Below are 18,208 nucleotides of genomic sequence, written 5' to 3'. Positions count from 1 at the left end.
ACTCAAAGCTGAGGGCGGAGGCCGGAACTTCAACGTCTTCGTAGAAGACGCTGACCGAACTTCAGCAGAATCCACCGCCGAGACAGCTCTCCGCAGTGAAGGGTGGGCGGACGTGGAAGTCATCAGGTCTGGCACGCTCAGCGAAGACAAGCTGGCGACAGGCAAAGATGTCCTTCGTGAAGCTGCGGCGGCGGCTCGGCAGTTTGGTTGGGCAATTGTTCGCTACAGTCGGGACAGCTGAGCGCTGTTGAGAACCGTTATCAATTAAGGGTTTGCGGCGTTTTGTCCTTGCCTGTGCGTGGACAGCGGGGGCCAATCGGCGCATTACGCCGCCATCTTTTCCGGCCCGGCCGGAGCCCCGAAAGAGCGCTTCGCTTGTTCGACTACACTGCCGCATTCCAGTCCGCCGTCGACCAGGTGAAGGGCGAGGGGCGCTACCGCGTCTTCGCCGACCTGAAGCGCGTGCGCGGTCAGTTCCCGAAAGCCGTGCGTCGCCGTGAGGACGGGTCCGAGCAGGACGTCGTCATCTGGTGTTCCAACGACTACCTCGGCATGGGGCAGCATCCGGTCGTCCTCGACGCCATGCAGGCCGAGCTGGACGCCGTGGGCGCCGGCGCCGGCGGCACACGCAACATCTCCGGCACCACCCGGTCGGCCGTGGATCTGGAGGCCGAACTGGCGTCCTGGCACCAGAAGGAAGCCGCACTTCTGTTCACCTCGGGTTATGTGGCCAACGAGGCGACGCTGACGACACTGCAGCGCATCCTGCCCGGGCTGATCATCTTCTCGGACAGCCTGAACCACGCCTCGATGATCGCGGGCATCCGGAACGGTGGCTGCGAGCGCCACGTCTTCCTGCACAACGACCTGAACCACCTCGAGGAACTGCTCGCCGCCGCGCCGGCCGATGCGCCCAAGCTGATCGCGTTCGAGAGCGTCTATTCGATGGACGGCGACATCGCCGACCTGGCCGGCACGATCGCGCTGGCGAAGAAATACAACGCTATGACCTATCTCGACGAGGTCCACGCCGTGGGCCTCTATGGCGCGACCGGCGCGGGCGTGGCCGAACGGGACGGCGTTCTGGACGGTATCGACATCGTCGAATGCACCCTCGGCAAGGCCATCGGCGTCATGGGCGGATACATCGCCGCCGACGCGGTGATCGTGGACGCGGTCCGGTCGTGGGCTTCGGGCTTCATCTTCACGACGTCGCTGCCGCCTTCATTGACGGCCGGCGCCCTGGCCTCGGTGCGACATCTGAAGACGCACCCGGAACTGCGCGACGCCCATCAGGAGCGCGCCCAGACCCTGAAAGACCGCTTCGCCGCCGCCGGGATCCCGGTGATGCCGAGCGAAAGCCACATCGTCCCGGTGTTCGTCGGCGATCCGGTCCACGCCAAGATGATCTCGGACATGCTGCTGGAAGACTTCGGCGTCTATGTTCAGCCGATCAACTATCCGACCGTGCCCAAGGGGACGGAGCGTCTGCGCTTCACGCCCTCGCCGAACCATGACGACGGCATGATGGATGCGCTGGTGACGGCGATGGACAAGCTGTGGACCCACTGCCACATCGCCCGGATGCCGGTCGCGGCGTAAGCCGATTTCCGGCTACCGCGGATTCGCGGTATGCTGACGCCATGAACGTCCATCAGCCGATCCCGGAAACGCCGGTCGAGGAGGAAGACTTCTTTCTCATGTCGAACCTGCGCCCCAAGCACACTGGTCTGCCGATGACGGTCTGGGTCAGCCACAAGGGGCACGCTCGACACGACGCCCGGGTGAAGGTGAGCCGGACGCCTGGCGACAAGATCGACATCGAGGACATGGCCGTCGTCGGCATTCGCCCGACGCCCGCCCTGATCGAGGGTAACCTTGATGCGGTGAGCCTGAAACAGGTCCAGCAATGGATCGGGCTCAACGAGGCTGTTCTGATCGGTTTCTGGGACGGTGAACTTGATACCGTCGAGATGCTCCAGGGCCTGAAGCGGCTTTGACCGACGGGTTGGGCGAGGTCATCGTCGAGGCGATCCGCAACGGGACTTATCTGAAGGTCACCGCGGTCCATGTGGCGACCGGCCGCGAGGCGACGGCCGTCGGTCCCGCGCACGAGCCCAAGGCCGTCGAACGTCTGGCCATAGCCAAGCTCAAGCGGCTTCTCGACGCGTCCTGACACAAGATGTTGTGGTGAACGGACGCGGGGACTAGACAGGCGGCCTCCCGTTTCGTCAGCCCGGACCCTGCCCGTGACCGCTCCCTTCATCCACGACGCCTATTTCTCCAAGGGTCTGGCCGAGGCCGATCCGGAGGTCTTCGCCGGCGTCACCGGGGAGCTGCACCGCCAGCAGGAGCAGATCGAGCTGATCGCCTCCGAGAACATCGTCTCCCAGGCGGTGTTGGACGCGCAGGGCACGGTCCTGACCAATAAATACGCCGAGGGCTATCCCGGACGTCGCTATTACGGCGGCTGCGAGTACGTCGACATCACCGAGAATCTGGCGCGCGAGCGGGCGAAAGAGTTGTTCGGCGCGGCCTTCGCCAACGTCCAGCCGCACTCGGGCGCCCAGGCGAACCAGGCGGTCTTCTTCGCCCTGCTGCAGCCCGGCGACACCTTCCTGGGCATGGATCTGGCGGCGGGCGGACATCTGACGCACGGGTCGCCGGCCAACCAGTCGGGCAAGTGGTTCCGGCCGGTGACCTACAAGGTCCGCGAAGACGATCACCTGATCGACTACGACCACGTCGCCGAGATGGCGCAGAAGGAAAAGCCCAAGCTGATCGTGGCCGGCGCCTCGGCCTATAGCCGCCACATCGACTTCGCCCGCTTCCGCGAGATCGCCGACAGCGTGGGCGCCTATCTGTTCGTCGACATGGCCCACTATGCGGGTCTGGTGGCTGGCGGCGCCTATCCGAACCCGGTGCCGCACGCCCACGTGGTGACGACGACGACGCACAAGACCCTGCGCGGACCGCGTGGCGGCATGATCCTGTCCAACGACGTCGAGCTGGGCAAGAAGATCAACTCGGCGGTGTTCCCTGGGCTGCAGGGCGGGCCGCTGGAGCATGTCATCGCCGCCAAGGCCGTGGCCTTCGGCGAGGCGCTGAAGCCCGAGTTCAAACTCTATGCGAAACAGGTCGTGGCCAACGCCCAGGCGCTCGCAGGCGTTCTGGTCGAGCGCGGTCTGGCGATCGTATCGGGGGGCACCGACAGCCACCTGATGCTCGTCGATCTGCGGCCCAAGGGCGTGACCGGCAAGGCGACGGAGGCTCAGCTCGAACACGCCCTGATGACCTGCAACAAGAACGGCGTGCCGTTCGACACCGCGCCGTTCACCGTAACCTCGGGCGTTCGTCTGGGGACGCCGGCCGGCACGACGCGCGGCTTCCGCGAGGAAGAGTTCAAGCAGATCGGTCACTGGATCGCCGACGTCGTCTCCTCGATGAACGGCGGGGACGAGGCCGATCCGGCCGTGGTCGCCGACGTCGCCGGACAGGTTCGCACCCTGACCGCCCGCTTCCCGATCTACGGATAAGAGCCTGAGATGAAGTGCCCCTTCTGCGGCAACGCGGACAGTCAGGTGAAGGACAGCCGCCCGTCGGACGACGGCGCGGCCATCCGTCGTCGCCGGTCCTGTCCCAACTGCAACGGGCGCTTCACGACCTTCGAACGGGTGCAGTTGCGCGAACTGGTGATCCTGAAGCGGAACGGGCGGCGGACTCCCTTCGACCGCGACAAGCTGGAACGGTCGCTGGCCATCGCGCTGCGCAAACGTCCGATCCAGCCCGAGCAGATCGAACAACTTGTGTCGCGGATCGTGCGTCAGCTCGAGAGCCTGGGCGAGACCGAGATCCCGTCCAGCGTCGTCGGCGACTTCATCATGAAGGGGCTGAAGGGCGTCGATGAGGTCGCCTATGTCCGCTACGCCTCGGTCTACAAGGACTTCCGGGCGACCGGGGACTTCGCCCGCTTCCTCGGGGACGAGGGTCTGGACGACGATCAGGGATCGTCGGGGCGCTGATGAGACCGCGCATCACCTGGAAGGTCGCCACGTCGCTGGACGGGCGGATCGGCACGTCGACGGGCGAAAGCCAGTGGATCACGGGGCCGCAGGCGCGCGAGCAGGGCCATCGGCTGCGGGCCCTGCACGACGCCGTGCTGGTGGGCGTGGAGACGGTTCTGGCCGACGATCCGCGCCTGACGGTGCGACTGCCGGACGGAGAGACGGGCGCCGATCCTCTGCGGGTCGTGCTGGACTCGCGGTTGCGGACGCCGTCTTTCGCCCGGCTGGCCAAGGCCGGGACGCTGATCCTGACGACGCGGGAGCCCATCGCGGTCGGCGAAGCGGAAGTCCTGAAGGTCAAGGGCGACGCCCAGGGACGTCCGACGGTCGATGCGGTGCTGGACACCCTGTCCACGCGTGGCGTGAAATCCCTGATGATCGAGGGCGGCGGGCGCGTCGCGGCCTGTTTCGTGACAGCGGGCGTCGTGGACGCGATCGAGTGGTTCCGGGCGCCCATCCTGCTCGGCGGAGACGGTCGGCCGGGGGTGGCGGCGCTGGCGCTGGCGCGTCTCGCGCACGCTCCGAAGTACCGGCGCCTTGCGGCGGAGCCCATGGGTGACGACCTGTGGGAACGTTACGAGAGAGCTTAAGTGTGTTCACAGGCATCATCAATGACATCGGCCGGGTGCGCTCGGTCGCCCAGACGGCGCGTGATCGTCGCTATGAGGTCGAGACGGCCTGGGACGTTTCGGGCATCGACCTGGGGGCCTCGATCAGCCACTCGGGCGTCTGCCTGACCGTGGTCGAGAAAGCCGATGGCTGGTTCGCCGTCGAGGTTTCGGGCGAGACGCTGGACAAGACGACGCTGGGCGGCTGGGCCGCCGGCACGCCGGTCAATCTGGAGCGCGCGACGAAAGTCGGCGACGAGCTGGGCGGCCATATCGTTTCGGGCCATGTCGATGGTCTGGGCACCGTCGTGGAGATCACGCCGGAGGGCGGATCGCACCGGATCGTCATCGAGGCGCCGGAGCCTCTGCACCGGTTCATCGCAACCAAGGGCTCGATCACCGTGGACGGCGTGTCTCTGACGGTGAACGCGGTCGAGGGCCGCCGCTTCGGCCTGAACATCATTCCGCACACGTGGGAAGCGACGACGCTGGGCGCCCTGAAGGTCGGGAGCGCGGTCAATCTGGAGATCGACATGCTGGCGCGATACCTCGCGCGGTGGCAGGAGACGGCGTGATGACCAACACAATCGCCGTGGCCCACGACATGTTCGACAGTCCGATCAGCCCGATCGAGGATATCCTGGAGGACGCCCGCAACGGCCGTCCCTACATCCTCGTCGACGCTGAAGACCGTGAGAACGAGGGCGACATCATTATTCCGGCCCAGTTCGCGACGCCGGACCAGATCAACTTCATGATCCGTCAGGCGCGGGGACTGGTCTGTCTGGCCCTGACCGCCGACCGCGCCTCGCAGCTGCGTCTGCCGCCGATGGCCGCCGACAACCGCGAGAGCATGAAGACGGCCTTCACCGTTTCGATCGAGGCCAAAGAGGGCGTGACGACCGGCATCTCGGCCGCCGACCGCGCGCGCACGATTCAGGTGGCGACCGATCCGTCCCGGGGGATGGACGACCTGGTTTCGCCCGGTCACATCTTCCCGCTGGTCGCGCGCGACGGCGGCGTTCTGGTCCGCGCCGGCCATACGGAAGCGGCCGTCGACATCAGCCGCATGGCGGGCCTCAACCCGTCGGGCGTGATCTGTGAGATCATCAAGGACGACGGCGAGATGGCGCGCCTGCCGGATCTGATCGCCTTCGCCCAGTTGCACGGGTTGAAGATCGGCACCATCGCCGATCTGATCGCCTATCGCCGCCGGACCGAGCGGTTCGTCGAGCGGATCATGGATCAGCCGTTCGAGAGCGTTCACGGCGGACCGTTCCGTCTCATGCTGTATCGGAATACGATCGAGGGTCAGGAGCACGTCGCTCTCGTCCACGGCCGGATCGAGCCGGGCAAACCGACGTTGGTGCGGATGCACCAGGTGGACTTCGCCGCCGACCTGCTGGGCCATGTCGAGGATCGCCAGAGCTATATTCCCGACGCGCTGAAGACGATCACCGCCCATGACGGGCCGGGCGTCGTCGTCTTCCTGCGCGACCCGACACTGCAGGGGCTGGCCGAGCGGCTGGCGGGCGTCGACAAGCCGGCTGCGGTCGACCGCAGCCTCAGAAACTACGGCGTGGGCGCGCAGATCCTGCTGGATCTGGGGGTCAGGGACATGATCGTCATGAGCTCCACGCGCCCCGAACCCGCCGCCATCGAGGGCTACGGCCTGCGCATCGTCGGCTGGCGCGACATGGACGGAGAAGACCAATCCTGAGCGATCCCCCCCGCGTCCTCATCGTCGAGGCCCGCTTCTATGACGAACTGGCCGACGCGCTTCTGGAAGGCGCGAAGGATGCACTGCGTTCGCAGGGCGCCCAGTTCGACGTCGTGACCGTTCCCGGCGCGCTCGAGATCCCGCCGACCATCGCCCTGGCCGAGGAGGCCGGGAAGTTCCCGACCGCGCCGCGCTATGACGGCTATGTCGCGCTGGGCTGTGTGATCCGGGGCGAGACCTATCACTTCGAGATCGTTTCGGATCAGTCGGCGGCCGGGATCATGGCCCTGGGCACGCGTGGCGCGATCATCGGCAACGGCATCCTGACCGTCGAGGACGAGGACCAGGCCTGGGCCCGGGCGCGTCTGTCCGAGGGCGACAAGGGCGGCGGCGCGGCGCGCGCCTGCATGGACCTCATTGCGCTGAAGAAGCGACTGCGCGTAGGGCTCGGGGAATGACCGAACCCAACTCCATCCAGGCCGTCCTCGCCCAGCTGGCCGAGAACGAACGCGCCCAGGCCGAACCGCAGCTGACCAGCCGCCAGCGCCGCGCGCGCACCGTGGCGCGTCTGGCCGCCGTCCAGGCCCTGTATCAGATGGAGCTGGCCGGGGAGGGCGTCGAGACCGTCATCACCGAGTTCTCGAACCACCGCTTCGACAGCGACATCGAGGGCGAGCCTCTGGCCGAGGCCGATGAGGCCTATTTCGCCGACGTGGTGCGCGGCGTGATCAACGACCAGAAGGACATCGACACGGCCGTGAAGGCCCGTCTGGCGTCCAACTGGCGGATGGAGCGTCTGGACGCGACCTTGCGGGCCCTGCTGCGTTGCGGCGCCTGGGAGCTGATGCACAAGACCGATGTGCCTAAAGAGATCGTCATCGACGAATACGTCGAGCTGGCGAAGGCCTTCTTCGACGAGGCGGAAGCCAAGTTCGTCAACGCCGCTCTGGACGGCGTGGCCCGCGACGTGCGCCCGAAGGCGTAAGGCATGGCCGCGCTCGACGCCGCCGGCGAATTCGAGACCATCAAGACGCTGTTCGCCCCGCTGGCCCATCCGGACCACGCCTGGGGCCTGACCGACGACGTGGCGGTGATGCCGACGCGGGTCGGAGCCGATCTGGTCCTGACCAAGGACGCGATCGTCGAGGGCGTGCACTTCCTGCCCGACGACCCTCTGGACACGGTCGCGCAGAAGCTTCTGCGGGTGAATCTGTCGGATCTGGCGGCCAAGGGAGCGGAACCGTTCGGCTATTTGCTGGCCTGTCACTGGTCCCCGCGCTGCGGCTGGCCGGAACGGGAGGCCTTCGCGGCGGGGCTGGCGGCGGACCAGAAGACGTTCGGCATCCATCTGCTGGGTGGGGATACGGTTCTGACGCCGGGGCCGGCTTCGTTTTCGGCGACCATGCTGGGCTGGGCGCCGAAGGGCGGGTCGGTGACGCGCGGCGGGGCCAGGCCGGGACACGGAATCTACGTCACCGGAATGATCGGCGACGGCTGGCTGGGGCTGCAGGCTGCGCGCGGGCGACTGTCGCTGGAAAAGGAACGGGTCGAGGCCCTGGCGGAACACTATCGGCGGCCGGCGCCGCGTCTGGCCTTCGGTCAGGCGGTGCAGGGGCTTGCCACGGCGATCATGGACGTCTCCGACGGGCTGATCGCCGACCTCGGGCATATCGCGGCGACGAGCGGCGTCGCGGCGTCGGTGCAGCTCGAACTGCTGCCGCGGTCGGCGGCGGCGACGGCCTGGTTCGACACGCGGATCGATCAGGAGGCGGCCCTGGAGAGTCTGGCGACCGGCGGCGACGACTACGAGCTGTTGCTGACGGCGCATCCGTCGGACGAGGCGGCGCTGAAGCGAGAAGCGGACCGGCAACTGCTGCGTCTGACCCGCGTCGGTACGGTGTCGGCCGGACGGGGCGTGACGGCGACCTATCTCGGCAAGCCGGTCGAGATGCGGAAACCGGGCTGGACCCACGACTGAAACGAGCCCTGCTCTCCGGGTCGCTCCGGCCGGGATGACAAAGCCTCGGGCGAAGCAACGGAATCTCAATCGGTCGGCGCGATAAGGGTCGCATGCGCCGCAGAGACATCTTCGCCCTCGGAACCCTGGCCCTGGCCGGAACCGCCGCAACAGCCGCATCCGCGTCCGATGCACCTTCGGGCGGCGGCGCGCAGACGCTGAACATCGCCGGCGTGGGTCTGCCGATCATCGCAGGCGGCCGGATCCGCAACTATGTCTTCGTGACCATCCGCCTGACGCTGGGCGCGCACGCCACGCCCGAGCAGATGCGCGCCAAGGAGCCGTATTTCCGCGACGCCCTGGTCCGCGCCGCGCACCGGACCCCGTTCGTCCTGGCAGACGACTGGACCCAGGTCGACGCCCCGGCGGTTTGCGCCATGCTGATGCGGGTCGCGCCGTCGATCTCGGGCGCCGGCTCCATCGCCAGCGCCGAGGTCGCGCTCCAGGCGCCGCGCCGCCGCACGGGCGTCAGGGCGTCCTAGGACGCCACCGCTCGCCGCGCGGTCGCTCGCTGGCTGAGCGCGGACCGCCCCCGTTCCCGAAAAACGCTGGTTGCGTCGCTCCGACGCAGTTGTAAGCTTCCCCGGCAATTCCCGAGGGACGCGCTACTGCGTCCAGACTGCGCACGGGGGGACCGGAAGGCGGACAGAGGCCAAAAGGCCCGCCGCGCCAAGGGTCCGCGCGCCTAATGCTTTAGGTATGGAAACGCCAATGACAAACTATCTGTGGCTAGTGATAGCCGCCGGTGCGCTGGGGGTCCTTTACGGACTGATCCAGACCGCCAGTCTGATGAAGGCCGAAACCGGCAACGACAAGATGCGAGAAATCGCAGCGGCCATTCAGGAAGGCGCCTCGGCCTATCTGAAGCGCCAGTACACCACCATCGCCATGGTCGGGGTGGTCATCCTGATCATCGCCTATCTGCTGATCGGCCAGTACGCCGCCATCGGCTTCGTGATCGGCGCGGTCCTGTCGGGCCTGGCCGGGTTCGCCGGCATGCTGATCTCGGTCCGCGCCAACGTGCGAACCGCACATGCGGCGTCGCAGAGCCTGTCCAAAGGTCTGGACCTCGCGTTCCGCTCGGGCGCCATCACCGGCATGTTCGTGGCGGGCGGCGCCCTGATCGGCGTGGCCGGCTACTACGCCGTGCTGACCGAAGGCCTGGGTCTCGAGTCGACCGGCCGCGAGGTCATCGACGGTCTGGTGGCCCTGGGCTTCGGCGCCTCGCTGATCTCCATCTTCGCGCGACTGGGCGGCGGCATCTTCACCAAGGGCGCCGACGTCGGCGGCGACATGGTGGGCAAGGTCGAGGCCGGCATCCCCGAGGATGATCCCCGCAACGCCGCGACCATCGCCGACAACGTTGGCGACAACGTCGGCGACTGCGCCGGCATGGCCGCCGACCTGTTCGAGACCTATGCGGTGACCACGGTCGCCACCATGGTGCTGGCGGCCATCTTCTTCCGCGGCCAGCCCTATGTGGACGTGATGATGCTGCTGCCGCTGGCCATCTGCGGCATCTGCATCGTGACCTCGATCATCGGGTCGTTCTTCGTCCGCCTCGGCAAGTCCAACAACATCATGGGGGCGCTGTATCAGGGTCTGATCGTCACCGGCGTTCTGTCGGTCGGCGCGGTCTGGTGGGTTATCACGACCCTGGTGACCGGTCCGGTCGTCACGACCGGCGGCCTTCAGATCGAGCCGATGAGCCTGTTCTGGTCGGGCCTGGTCGGTCTGGCCGTCACCGCCGCCATCGTGGTGATCACCGAGTACTACACCGGTTCCAACTTCCGCCCCGTGCGGTCGGTCGCCAACGCCTCGGTCTCGGGCCACGGCACCAACGTGATCCAGGGCCTGGCCGTGTCGCTGGAGTCCACGGCTCTGCCGGCGCTGGTGATCATCGTCGGCATCATCGTCAGCTTCCAGCTGGCGGGCCTGTTCGGCATCGCCATCGCCACCACGACCATGCTGGGCGTGGCCGGGATGATCGTGGCGCTCGACGCCTTCGGTCCCGTGACCGACAACGCCGGCGGCATCGCCGAGATGGCGGGTCTGCCGGCTGACGTTCGTCACGTCACCGACGCCCTCGACGCCGTGGGCAACACCACCAAGGCCGTGACCAAGGGCTATGCGATCGGTTCGGCGGGCCTCGGCGCGCTGGTGCTGTTCGCGGCCTATACGTCCGACCTGCAGTATTTCGCCTCCAACCCGGCGGACTATCCGTTCTTCGCCAACATGGGGGTGGTCGCCTTCGACCTGACCAACCCCTATGTCGTCGTAGGCCTGCTGTTCGGGGGGCTGCTGCCCTTCCTGTTCGGCGGGATGTCGATGATGGCCGTGGGTCGCGCGGCCGAGTCGGTCGTGGAAGAGGTCCGTCGCCAGTTCCGCGAGAACCCCGGCATCATGACCTACGAGGTCAAGCCGGAGTATGGCCGGGCGGTCGACATCCTGACCCGGGCGGCGATCCGCGAGATGATCGTGCCGTCGCTCCTGCCGGTGCTGTCGCCCATCGTCCTGTTCACGGCGATCCTGTTCATCTCGGACAAGGCGAATGCGTTCGCCTCGCTGGGCGCCATGCTGATGGGCGTCATCGTGACCGGCCTGTTCGTGGCCATCTCGATGACCTCGGGCGGCGGCGCCTGGGACAACGCCAAGAAGGTGATCGAGGAGGGCTTCACCGACAAGAACGGCGTCGTCCACGGCAAGGGCTCCGAGGCGCACAAGGCCGCGGTGACCGGCGACACGGTCGGCGATCCCTACAAGGACACGTCGGGCCCGGCGGTGAACCCGATGATCAAGATCACGAACATCGTGGCGCTGCTGCTGCTGGCGGTGCTGGCCAGCGGGAACATCGGCTGACCGTCACGCTGAGCTGAAAAGACGAACGCCCCGGAGAGCGATCTCCGGGGCGTTTTGTTCTCCACTTTCCCTCCCACTCGGGGGAGGGTGGTCGGAGCGAAGCGAAGACCGGGTGGGGGCGGCAAAGCAAAACCCCGCCGGCTGTGTCTGGATCGCCGGCCGTTCCCACCCCGTCGCTTCGCGACGACCCTCCCACTCGGTGGAGGGAGAGGTCGGTGATCAGTCCGGACGGCGCTGGCCGGGGACGTCTTCGTCGGTGCGGGGCAGCTGGCCGCGGCCGACGTTGCCGAGGAGCTGTTCGAGGATGGTCAGTTCACGACCGCGGGTCGGGGTTTCGCGACGTTCCATGGCGATCTGCTGGCCGTCGTCGAGGTTCAGGTTGCGGACCTCGGTGACCTTGTCGTCGGTCTCGCTGAAGGTGATGGCGGTGACGCTGCGCTGGGACACCTGCGGGCGGTTGTAGGTGTACCGCTCGGTCGTCTGGGAGATGTAATACCAGATGTTGTCCTCGAAGGTCGAAACCGCCGAGGGCGAACCGAGTTGAGCCAGGACGGTGGACTTGGTGTCCGTGCCTGTGACGATGTCTTTCGGATTGACGTCGATGACCTGGAAGCCGTGGTTGCCCACGACGGGCGCGCATGCGACCGCCAGGGGCGCGAGGGCGGCCAAGACGGCAAGACGAACGACGATCTTATTCATGGAGACGGGCGCCTGGGACGAAACAAGGTCTTTGACCTAACCGGACCCGCGTCCTAGTTCAACGGCGCGGCGGAAAAGGGGCCGTATACCGATGCTGAAGAACCTGTTCCGAACCCGATCCGCCGAGCGCATGGGGCTGCCGCTGTATACGGCCGCCGTCGCGCAGGCCCGCGATCCGGGATTCTATACCGCCCTGGGCGTCAACGACGAGATCGACGCCCGGTTCGAGCTCTACACATTGCATGTGCTGCTGCTGGTCCTGCGCCTACGCGACGAGACGGGTGCAGAAGCCGAACGCGGCTCCGAGGCGGCGCAGAACCTGTTCGACGTCTATGTCTCCGCGCTCGATAACGCGCTGCGGGAGCTGGGCGTGAACGACGTGACCATGGCCAAGAAGATGCGGCGGCTGGGCGAGGCCCTGTACGGCCGGATGACCGCCTATGAGACGGCGCTGCGGGCCGGGGACGCAGGCGCGCTGTCCGACGGACTGGCGCGCAACGTCTATGCGACCGAAGACGCCGGCCACGCGAACGGACTGGCGGCCTACGCCTTGGCGGCACGTGGGCTGCTGGGGAAACAGGCCATCGACACGGTGCTGACCGCGCCGGTCTGGCCGGAGGTCAAGGCATGAACCCCGGACATCGTCTTCCCTTCAGCCAGGTCGTGCGCATCAACGAGATCGGCGCAGGTCTCGAGCGGCATCTGGTTCCCGATGAAGACGCCCGGAAACGCGTCATCAAGGCGCTGGATCTGGCGTCCCTGTCTGTGTTCGAGGCCGATCTGAAGGTCTCGCCCGGCCGCATGGGCTGGACCCTGTCGGGCCGGGTCGTGGCGACGCTGGAACAGGTCTGCGGCATCACCCTGGACCCGCTGCCGGTCGAGGTCGACGAACGATTCTCCGTCGATCTGGTCGAGGCGGCCGAGCCCGAGCCGGACGAGATCGAGGTCACCCTCGACGACGATGCGCCCGACGTGATCGAGGACGGCCGAATCGACCTCGGTCAGTACGCCGTCGAGCAGCTGGCGCTGGCGCTGGACCCGTTCCCGCGCAAGCCGGGCGCTGAATTCGTCCAGCCGGAAGAGCCTGCCGAGATCTCGCCCTTCGCCGTCCTCAAGGCGTTCAAGCCGAAGGACGACGACGGAAAATCCTGACGTGCGTCGGCGCCGTTTGCATCCGCACGGCGCGGCGGTATCCTGTGATCAGCAGAACGCGCCGCAACGTCGGCGCACCGGAGTTTCCGACCCCTTGCCAACCCCCACATTAATTTCGCTGGACGCCATGGGCGGCGACCATGGCCCGCCCGTCGTCGTCGGCGGCATCCGAGACTACATCCGCCGGCATGGAGGGGAGGGGGTCTCCTTCCTGCTGCACGGGGACGAACAGGCGATCGTCGCGGAGCTGGCGAAGCACAATCTGACGGCGGACGTCTGCGACATCCGCCACACCGACAAGAAGATCGCTTCGGACGAAAAGCCGGCCCAGGCGATGCGGCGCGGCAAGGGCTCCAGCCTGTGGAACGCCATCGAGGCGGTGAAGTCGGGCGAGGCCGGGGCGATCGTTTCCGCAGGCAACACCGGCGCCCTGATGGCCATCTCCAAGCTGATCCTGCGCATGTCGACGCCGGGACTGGAGCGGCCGGCGATCGTGGCCAGCTGGCCGACGCTGCGCGGCGTCACGGCCGTTCTGGACGTCGGCGCCAATATCGAGAGCGACGCCGAACAGCTGGTGGAGTTCGCCATCATGGGCGAGGCCTTCCACACCGCCGTGCACGGCGTGGCCAGGCCCACCATCGGCATCCTGAACGTCGGATCCGAGGACATGAAGGGCCACGAGGAGGTCCGCGAGGCCGCACGCATCCTGCGCGAGGGCGGTCTGGGCCTGAACTATCACGGCTTCGTCGAGGGCGACGACATCGCCAAGGGCACCGTGGACGTCGTCGTCACCGACGGCTTTACCGGCAATATCGCCTTGAAGACCGCCGAGGGCGTGGCCCGCTTCATCTCCAGCCTGTTAAAGGAGGCGCTGACCTCCAGCCTGCAGGCCAAGTTGGGAGCCTTGATCGCCATGCCGGCGTTAAAGGCGATGGGCCAGAAGATCGATCCGAGCGCCATCAACGGCGGCCCCCTGCTGGGTCTGAACGGCATCGTGGTCAAGAGCCACGGCGGCGCGGACGCCAAGGGATTCGGCAACGCCATCCGTATCGCTGTCGATCTGGCCCGCAGTGACTATATGCAGACCGTCGGCGCAAATCTGGGCCGATTGGACGACGTCATGCACGCCCCCGCGGCCCCCCAATCCCAGTCCCAAGAGAGCGTTTCGTGAGTGTTATCCGCAGCGCCGTCACCGGCGTCGGCTCCTATCTGCCGGAACAGGTCGTGAGCAACGCCGACCTGGCCGAGTTCGTCGACACTTCGGACGAATGGATCATCGAACGCACGGGCATCCGTCAGCGTCACAGGGCGCGCGACGACGAGCCGACCAGCGACCTGGCGGCCGAGGCGGCCAGGCGGGCGCTCGCCGACGCCGGCAAGACGGCCGCCGACGTCGACATGATCATCGTCGCCACGACGACACCCGACATGACCTTCCCGGCCACGGCCTCGATCGTCCAGCGCAAGATCGGCGCGCCGGTCTGCATCGCCTTCGACGTCCAAGCCGTCTGCTCCGGCTTCGTCTATGCGCTGAGTGTAGCCGACGGCTTCGTCGCGAGGGGCCTGGCCAAATGCGCCCTGGTCATCGGCGCCGAGGAGATGACCCGGCTGATGGACTGGACCGACCGGACGACCTGCGTCCTGTTCGGCGACGGCGCCGGCGCCATCGTGGTCGAGCCGCGGGAGGGGCAGGGGACCTCGGCCGATCAGGGATTGCTCGGCTTCGCCCTGCGCTCGGACGGGACCAAGACCGATCTGCTCTATGTCGACGGCGGACCATCCAGCACTGGAACCGTCGGCCATCTGCGGATGGCGGGCAATCAGGTGTTCCGCCACGCTGTGGTGAACATCGCCGAGGCGATCACCGCCGCCTGCGCCGCGTCAAACATCACCGTGCCCGAGGTCGACTGGTTCGTTCCGCATCAGGCCAACCAGCGAATCATCAAGGGTGTCGGCGACCGCCTGGGCCTGGACGAGCACAAGGTGATCTCCACGGTGGCCATGCACGCCAATACCTCGGCCGCCTCGATCCCCCTTGCCCTGGACGCCGCGATCCAGGACGGGCGCATCAAGAAGGGCGATCTGGTCCTGCTGGAGGCCATGGGCGGCGGTTTGACGTGGGGCGCCTGCGCTTTCCGGCTGTAACGCCGCACTGAAACAGCCACGCTGACCTTTGACTTCGCCCGGTTTTCGCCGTTTATGGGGATGTCGGGATCAAAGGGGACGAACCGTGGGCGAACTGCAAACCTTGACCCGCGCAGACCTGTGCGAGGCGGTGCACGAAGAGGTCGGCCTGTCACGACAGGAATGCTCCAGCATGGTCGAGCGGACCCTGGAGCTCATCGTCGAGAGCCTCGAGCGCGGCGAGACCGTCAAACTGTCCGGCTTCGGCGTCTTCCAGGTGCGCGAGAAACGCGCGCGCATGGGTCGCAACCCCAAGACGGGCGAGCCGGCCGCGATCAATCCGCGCCGCGTCATCAGCTTCCGCGCCTCCCAGATCATGAAGTCCCGCGTCCACGGCGCCGGCGCCTGATGGCCAAGGGCCCCGACGCCTTCCGGACGATTTCGGAGGCCGCCGAGGCTGTTGGCGCGCCACAGCATGTGCTGCGGTTCTGGGAAACCAAGTTTCCCTTCGTCGCCCCGGTAAAGCGTGCGGGCGGCCGGCGATTCTATCGTCCGCAGGACATCGTGGTGCTGAAGGCCATTCGTCGGCTGCTGCACGAAGAGGGCCTGACCATCAAGGGCGTGCAGCGTCTGCACAAGGATCAGGGACTGGCGCGTCTGGCCGCCTATGGCGATGCCGGCGCCGGTTTCAGCATGGACGCCGAAGCGGGCCCGGCGCCCGTGCCTTCGAGTGAGCCGGCTGCGCCGACTTCGGGAGGATCCGAACGCGAGCTGCGGGCGATTCTGGCCGATCTGGAGGGCGCCCGGGCGCGTCTCGACGCCGTTCTGGCGGGCTGAATCAGGCCTTCGGACGTCGGCGGCGTTTTCTCGTTTGCGGCGACGCCCACCCGCCGCTATAGGACCGGCCTCTCGGAGCGTGGCGCAGCCTGGTAGCGCACTTGACTGGGGGTCAAGGGGTCGCAGGTTCGAATCCTGTCGCTCCGACCATCTTCCTTTTCAGGAAAATGAGTCGGCTGAAGAGGGGTCGCTTTCGAGCGGCCCCTTTTTGCATTCTTGGTGCGCGACCGCTCGCCGCGCGGCGGCTCGCTGCTTGAGCGCGTTCTTCAGGCGCTCCCGCTCGCGACGCGGTCGCTCGCTGCTTGAGCGCGTGATCGCTACCGTTTCTTCAGAAACGGTTTCCCCTCGGCCCAGGACATCAGCGGCAGCAGGGGCACGCCCCACAGCGTGCCGGCGAGGCCGTAGAACAGCAGGGTCGCGACCGGATGGTCCGGCACATGGGCGCCGACGGCGACGACCAGCCAGACGTAGAAGCCCAGGAAGACCAGGATTCCGACAGAGGCGATCGCCCGGCGTCTCCGCAGCCCCATCAGCGGGTGTTCCGGAACAGGTAGTAGGTTCCGAGGGCCAGGACCGACCCGGCGCCCGACCACAGGGTCCAGCCGAACTCGTCCATCGTCGAGACGCCGAAGACCCGCACCGCCAGGAACCAGCCACAGGCCGCGCCGGTGAGGGCCACCAGCGAGGCTGCGAACAGCCCCCGTCGCCCGGTCAGCAGGTCGGCGATCCAGGCCAGGACGAAGGCGCCCACGATGGCGATCACGATATCGGCGTATTCCAGCAGTGATTCCAAAACGGCGGGCTCCCCAGCGGGCCGGCTTGCGACCTCGCGTCATGACTTCGGACTTTGATCTCGCCACGATCCGGGGGCATACCGCCCCGGTCGCTACGAGAGGCGGCACTGTATCCGTTGGAGCGTCAGGCGTCGAATGAGCCGTTTCAGAAGTCGGGACCAGTCGAAAGCCGTCGCCGTCTGGCTGTTCGTCTGCGCCGCCATGGTCTTCGCCATGGTGGTCATCGGGGGGATCACCCGGCTGACGGGATCGGGTTTGTCGATCACCGAATGGAAGCCGATCATGGGCGCCGTGCCGCCGATGACCGCCGCCGACTGGAACGACGCCTTCGAGAAGTACAAGGCGATCCCGCAATACGCCCAGGTCAACGCCGGCATGTCGCTGGGCGAGTTCCAGGGCATCTTCTGGTGGGAGTGGCTGCACCGGCTGGTCGGGCGACTGGTCGGCGTCGTCTTCGCCCTGCCGTTCTTCGCCTTCCTGGCCTTCCGCCTGCTGTCCGAGCGGTCGTTCCTCGGCCGGATGGCCATGCCGACGCGGCTGATCTGGCGCTGCGCCGTCCTGCTGGCGCTGGGCGGGCTTCAGGGCCTGATCGGCTGGTGGATGGTGTCTTCAGGACTGTCCGAGCGGGTCGACGTCGCGCCCGAACGGCTGGCGACGCATCTGGGTCTGGCTCTGGTCATCTTCGCGGGCCTGATCTGGACCGGTCTGGAAGCCTGGTCCGGCGAGGAGCATTCGCGCTCGCCCGCGGGCTGGAGCCGGGGCGCCGCCATTCTGCTGGGCGCGGTCTTCGTGCAGTGCCTGCTCGGCGGTCTCGTCGCCGGGGCCAAGGCGGGCTTCATCTATACCGACTGGCCTTTGATGAATGGCGACATCATCGCCCCGGTGGAGTGGGGGCTGGGCGGACTGGCCTTCCTGCACGACCACGCCCTGGTGCAGTTCAATCACCGGATCTTCGCCTACGGCCTGCTGATCGGCGGGACCCTCTATGCGGTCCAGGCCTGGCGCTGGCGGCTGGCCGAGGGGCTGGGCGTTTCGGCTTTCCTGCTGGTCGGCGCGCTGTGGCTGCAGGCGGCGCTGGGCATCGTGACCCTGATCAACGCCGTGCCGATGTGGCTCGGAGGCCTGCATCAGGCGGGGGCGGCGGTCGTTCTGGCGCTGGCGACGGCCAATCTGTGGCTGGTTCGGCGGTCCCAACCCCGGCTTTTCATGTCCGGACCGCGCCGATAAGCGTTCAAATCGTGCGGTATTTTAATACCGTTACAGGAAAACCGTTCTAAAACAGCGTAGTATGGTGAATTGCGCGCGGAAACCGGCATTGACGCCTGTGGACGTTT

General features: G+C 67.0%; 23 protein-coding genes and 1 tRNA gene. 21 read left to right on the top strand and 3 right to left on the bottom strand.

Going from position 1 to position 18,208, the window contains the following annotated elements:
- Positions 1-375 precede the first annotated feature (375 nt).
- From hemA to ACQY68_RS10000, 13 genes are all read left to right on the top strand, one after another.
- Positions 376-1,602, top strand: a complete 1,227-nt coding sequence (hemA, locus tag ACQY68_RS10060; protein WP_428149246.1) for a 5-aminolevulinate synthase — start codon at positions 376-378, stop codon at positions 1,600-1,602.
- A gap of 41 nt (positions 1,603-1,643) precedes the next feature.
- Positions 1,644-2,000 (top strand): hypothetical protein, encoded by a 357-nt coding sequence (locus ACQY68_RS10055; RefSeq protein ID WP_428149244.1) that lies wholly within the window; start codon positions 1,644-1,646, stop codon positions 1,998-2,000.
- Complete coding sequence (locus ACQY68_RS10050; RefSeq protein ID WP_428149242.1) at positions 1,997-2,176, top strand: DUF6898 family protein; 180 nt, start codon at positions 1,997-1,999, stop codon at positions 2,174-2,176. Before ACQY68_RS10055 ends, ACQY68_RS10050 begins: the two co-directional genes overlap by 4 nt.
- An 88-nt stretch (positions 2,177-2,264) precedes the next feature.
- Positions 2,265-3,536: a serine hydroxymethyltransferase gene (gene glyA, locus ACQY68_RS10045; protein WP_428152640.1), complete on the top strand. Its 1,272-nt coding sequence runs from the start codon at positions 2,265-2,267 to the stop codon at positions 3,534-3,536.
- 9 nt (positions 3,537-3,545) lie between these two features.
- Complete coding sequence (nrdR, locus tag ACQY68_RS10040; RefSeq protein ID WP_428149240.1) at positions 3,546-4,022, top strand: transcriptional regulator NrdR; 477 nt, start codon at positions 3,546-3,548, stop codon at positions 4,020-4,022.
- A complete protein-coding gene (locus ACQY68_RS10035; RefSeq protein ID WP_428149239.1) occupies positions 4,022-4,654 on the top strand; it encodes a RibD family protein in 633 nt (210 codons plus the stop codon). Before nrdR ends, ACQY68_RS10035 begins: the two co-directional genes overlap by 1 nt.
- A 2-nt stretch (positions 4,655-4,656) precedes the next feature.
- Positions 4,657-5,247 carry a riboflavin synthase gene (locus tag ACQY68_RS10030; protein WP_428149238.1) on the top strand — a complete coding sequence of 197 codons (591 nt, stop codon included), beginning with the start codon at positions 4,657-4,659 and terminating at the stop codon, positions 5,245-5,247.
- Positions 5,247-6,392, top strand: coding sequence for a 3,4-dihydroxy-2-butanone-4-phosphate synthase (gene ribB / locus ACQY68_RS10025; RefSeq protein ID WP_428149237.1), 1,146 nt, complete (start codon positions 5,247-5,249; stop codon positions 6,390-6,392). The genes ACQY68_RS10030 and ribB overlap by 1 nt, the downstream gene beginning before the upstream one ends.
- Entirely contained in the window at positions 6,389-6,850 is a 462-nt protein-coding gene (gene ribH, locus ACQY68_RS10020; RefSeq protein WP_428152638.1) for a 6,7-dimethyl-8-ribityllumazine synthase, read from the top strand. The genes ribB and ribH overlap by 4 nt, the downstream gene beginning before the upstream one ends.
- Positions 6,847-7,377, top strand: coding sequence for a transcription antitermination factor NusB (gene nusB, locus ACQY68_RS10015; protein WP_428149236.1), 531 nt, complete (start codon positions 6,847-6,849; stop codon positions 7,375-7,377). Before ribH ends, nusB begins: the two co-directional genes overlap by 4 nt.
- A gap of 3 nt (positions 7,378-7,380) precedes the next feature.
- Positions 7,381-8,370, top strand: coding sequence for a thiamine-phosphate kinase (gene thiL, locus ACQY68_RS10010; RefSeq protein WP_428149235.1), 990 nt, complete (start codon positions 7,381-7,383; stop codon positions 8,368-8,370).
- Between the two features lie 92 nt (positions 8,371-8,462).
- Entirely contained in the window at positions 8,463-8,891 is a 429-nt protein-coding gene (locus ACQY68_RS10005; protein ID WP_428149234.1) for a hypothetical protein, read from the top strand.
- A 229-nt stretch (positions 8,892-9,120) separates the two neighbouring features.
- Positions 9,121-11,268, top strand: a complete 2,148-nt coding sequence (locus ACQY68_RS10000; protein ID WP_428149232.1) for a sodium-translocating pyrophosphatase — start codon at positions 9,121-9,123, stop codon at positions 11,266-11,268.
- A gap of 219 nt (positions 11,269-11,487) precedes the next feature.
- On the opposite strand, the gene ACQY68_RS09995 is transcribed toward ACQY68_RS10000, so the two are convergent.
- Positions 11,488-11,967 carry an outer membrane protein assembly factor BamE gene (locus ACQY68_RS09995; protein WP_428149231.1) on the bottom strand — a complete coding sequence of 160 codons (480 nt, stop codon included), beginning with the start codon at positions 11,965-11,967 and terminating at the stop codon, positions 11,488-11,490.
- 91 nt (positions 11,968-12,058) lie between these two features.
- Here ACQY68_RS09995 and ACQY68_RS09990 point away from each other — a divergent pair, with 91 nt between their 5' ends.
- The 7 genes from ACQY68_RS09990 to ACQY68_RS09960 all read left to right on the top strand — a co-directional run bounded on the left by ACQY68_RS09990 (position 12,059) and on the right by ACQY68_RS09960 (position 16,230).
- The gene (locus tag ACQY68_RS09990) at positions 12,059-12,598 is read left to right on the top strand and encodes a ubiquinol-cytochrome C chaperone family protein (protein WP_428149230.1); all 540 of its coding nucleotides are present in this window, start codon (positions 12,059-12,061) and stop codon (positions 12,596-12,598) included.
- Complete coding sequence (locus ACQY68_RS09985; RefSeq protein WP_428149229.1) at positions 12,595-13,119, top strand: YceD family protein; 525 nt, start codon at positions 12,595-12,597, stop codon at positions 13,117-13,119. Before ACQY68_RS09990 ends, ACQY68_RS09985 begins: the two co-directional genes overlap by 4 nt.
- Positions 13,120-13,246: 127 nt before the next feature.
- Complete coding sequence (gene plsX / locus ACQY68_RS09980; RefSeq protein ID WP_428152636.1) at positions 13,247-14,290, top strand: phosphate acyltransferase PlsX; 1,044 nt, start codon at positions 13,247-13,249, stop codon at positions 14,288-14,290.
- A complete protein-coding gene (locus ACQY68_RS09975; protein WP_428149228.1) occupies positions 14,287-15,264 on the top strand; it encodes a beta-ketoacyl-ACP synthase III in 978 nt (325 codons plus the stop codon). Before plsX ends, ACQY68_RS09975 begins: the two co-directional genes overlap by 4 nt.
- Positions 15,265-15,358: 94 nt before the next feature.
- Positions 15,359-15,652 (top strand): integration host factor subunit alpha, encoded by a 294-nt coding sequence (locus ACQY68_RS09970; protein WP_428152634.1) that lies wholly within the window; start codon positions 15,359-15,361, stop codon positions 15,650-15,652.
- Positions 15,652-16,080, top strand: a complete 429-nt coding sequence (locus tag ACQY68_RS09965) for a MerR family transcriptional regulator (protein WP_428149227.1) — start codon at positions 15,652-15,654, stop codon at positions 16,078-16,080. Before ACQY68_RS09970 ends, ACQY68_RS09965 begins: the two co-directional genes overlap by 1 nt.
- A 73-nt stretch (positions 16,081-16,153) precedes the next feature.
- Positions 16,154-16,230 (top strand) — tRNA-Pro (locus ACQY68_RS09960).
- Positions 16,231-16,397: 167 nt separating this feature from the next.
- Here the strand turns inward: ACQY68_RS09960 and ACQY68_RS09955 are convergent.
- Together ACQY68_RS09955 and ACQY68_RS09950 are read right to left on the bottom strand one after the other, a co-directional pair.
- Positions 16,398-16,610, bottom strand: a complete 213-nt coding sequence (locus ACQY68_RS09955) for a DUF2842 domain-containing protein (RefSeq protein ID WP_428149226.1) — start codon at positions 16,608-16,610, stop codon at positions 16,398-16,400.
- Entirely contained in the window at positions 16,610-16,873 is a 264-nt protein-coding gene (locus tag ACQY68_RS09950; RefSeq protein WP_428149225.1) for a transglycosylase, read from the bottom strand. Before ACQY68_RS09950 ends, ACQY68_RS09955 begins: the two co-directional genes overlap by 1 nt.
- Positions 16,874-17,009: 136 nt before the next feature.
- Here ACQY68_RS09950 and ACQY68_RS09945 point away from each other — a divergent pair, with 136 nt between their 5' ends.
- Positions 17,010-18,101: a COX15/CtaA family protein gene (locus ACQY68_RS09945; protein ID WP_428149224.1), complete on the top strand. Its 1,092-nt coding sequence runs from the start codon at positions 17,010-17,012 to the stop codon at positions 18,099-18,101.
- Positions 18,102-18,208 lie beyond the last annotated feature (107 nt).

It is taken from the genome of Brevundimonas sp., assembly GCF_965278935.1.
Taxonomy (GTDB): Bacteria; Pseudomonadota; Alphaproteobacteria; order Caulobacterales; family Caulobacteraceae; genus Brevundimonas.
Note: the sequence above shows the minus strand (reverse complement) of the source record. Positions and strands in the feature narration are given on the sequence as shown.

What these genes read in the sequence shown, in the direction of transcription:
- ACQY68_RS10055 (WP_428149244.1), top strand. Translation starts at nt 1,644, where the DNA reads ATGAACGTCCATCAGCCGATCCCGGAAACGCCGGTCGAGGAGGAAGAC.
- nrdR (WP_428149240.1), top strand. Translation starts at nt 3,546, where the DNA reads ATGAAGTGCCCCTTCTGCGGCAACGCGGACAGTCAGGTGAAGGACAGC.
- ACQY68_RS10035 (WP_428149239.1), top strand. Translation starts at nt 4,022, where the DNA reads ATGAGACCGCGCATCACCTGGAAGGTCGCCACGTCGCTGGACGGGCGG.
- ribB (WP_428149237.1), top strand. Translation starts at nt 5,247, where the DNA reads ATGACCAACACAATCGCCGTGGCCCACGACATGTTCGACAGTCCGATC.
- nusB (WP_428149236.1), top strand. Translation starts at nt 6,847, where the DNA reads ATGACCGAACCCAACTCCATCCAGGCCGTCCTCGCCCAGCTGGCCGAG.
- thiL (WP_428149235.1), top strand. Translation starts at nt 7,381, where the DNA reads ATGGCCGCGCTCGACGCCGCCGGCGAATTCGAGACCATCAAGACGCTG.
- ACQY68_RS10005 (WP_428149234.1), top strand. Translation starts at nt 8,463, where the DNA reads ATGCGCCGCAGAGACATCTTCGCCCTCGGAACCCTGGCCCTGGCCGGA.
- ACQY68_RS10000 (WP_428149232.1), top strand. Translation starts at nt 9,121, where the DNA reads ATGACAAACTATCTGTGGCTAGTGATAGCCGCCGGTGCGCTGGGGGTC.
- ACQY68_RS09995 (WP_428149231.1), bottom strand. Translation starts at nt 11,967, where the DNA reads ATGAATAAGATCGTCGTTCGTCTTGCCGTCTTGGCCGCCCTCGCGCCC.
- ACQY68_RS09990 (WP_428149230.1), top strand. Translation starts at nt 12,059, where the DNA reads ATGCTGAAGAACCTGTTCCGAACCCGATCCGCCGAGCGCATGGGGCTG.
- ACQY68_RS09985 (WP_428149229.1), top strand. Translation starts at nt 12,595, where the DNA reads ATGAACCCCGGACATCGTCTTCCCTTCAGCCAGGTCGTGCGCATCAAC.
- plsX (WP_428152636.1), top strand. Translation starts at nt 13,247, where the DNA reads ATGGGCGGCGACCATGGCCCGCCCGTCGTCGTCGGCGGCATCCGAGAC.
- ACQY68_RS09965 (WP_428149227.1), top strand. Translation starts at nt 15,652, where the DNA reads ATGGCCAAGGGCCCCGACGCCTTCCGGACGATTTCGGAGGCCGCCGAG.
- ACQY68_RS09955 (WP_428149226.1), bottom strand. Translation starts at nt 16,610, where the DNA reads ATGGGGCTGCGGAGACGCCGGGCGATCGCCTCTGTCGGAATCCTGGTC.
- ACQY68_RS09945 (WP_428149224.1), top strand. Translation starts at nt 17,010, where the DNA reads ATGAGCCGTTTCAGAAGTCGGGACCAGTCGAAAGCCGTCGCCGTCTGG.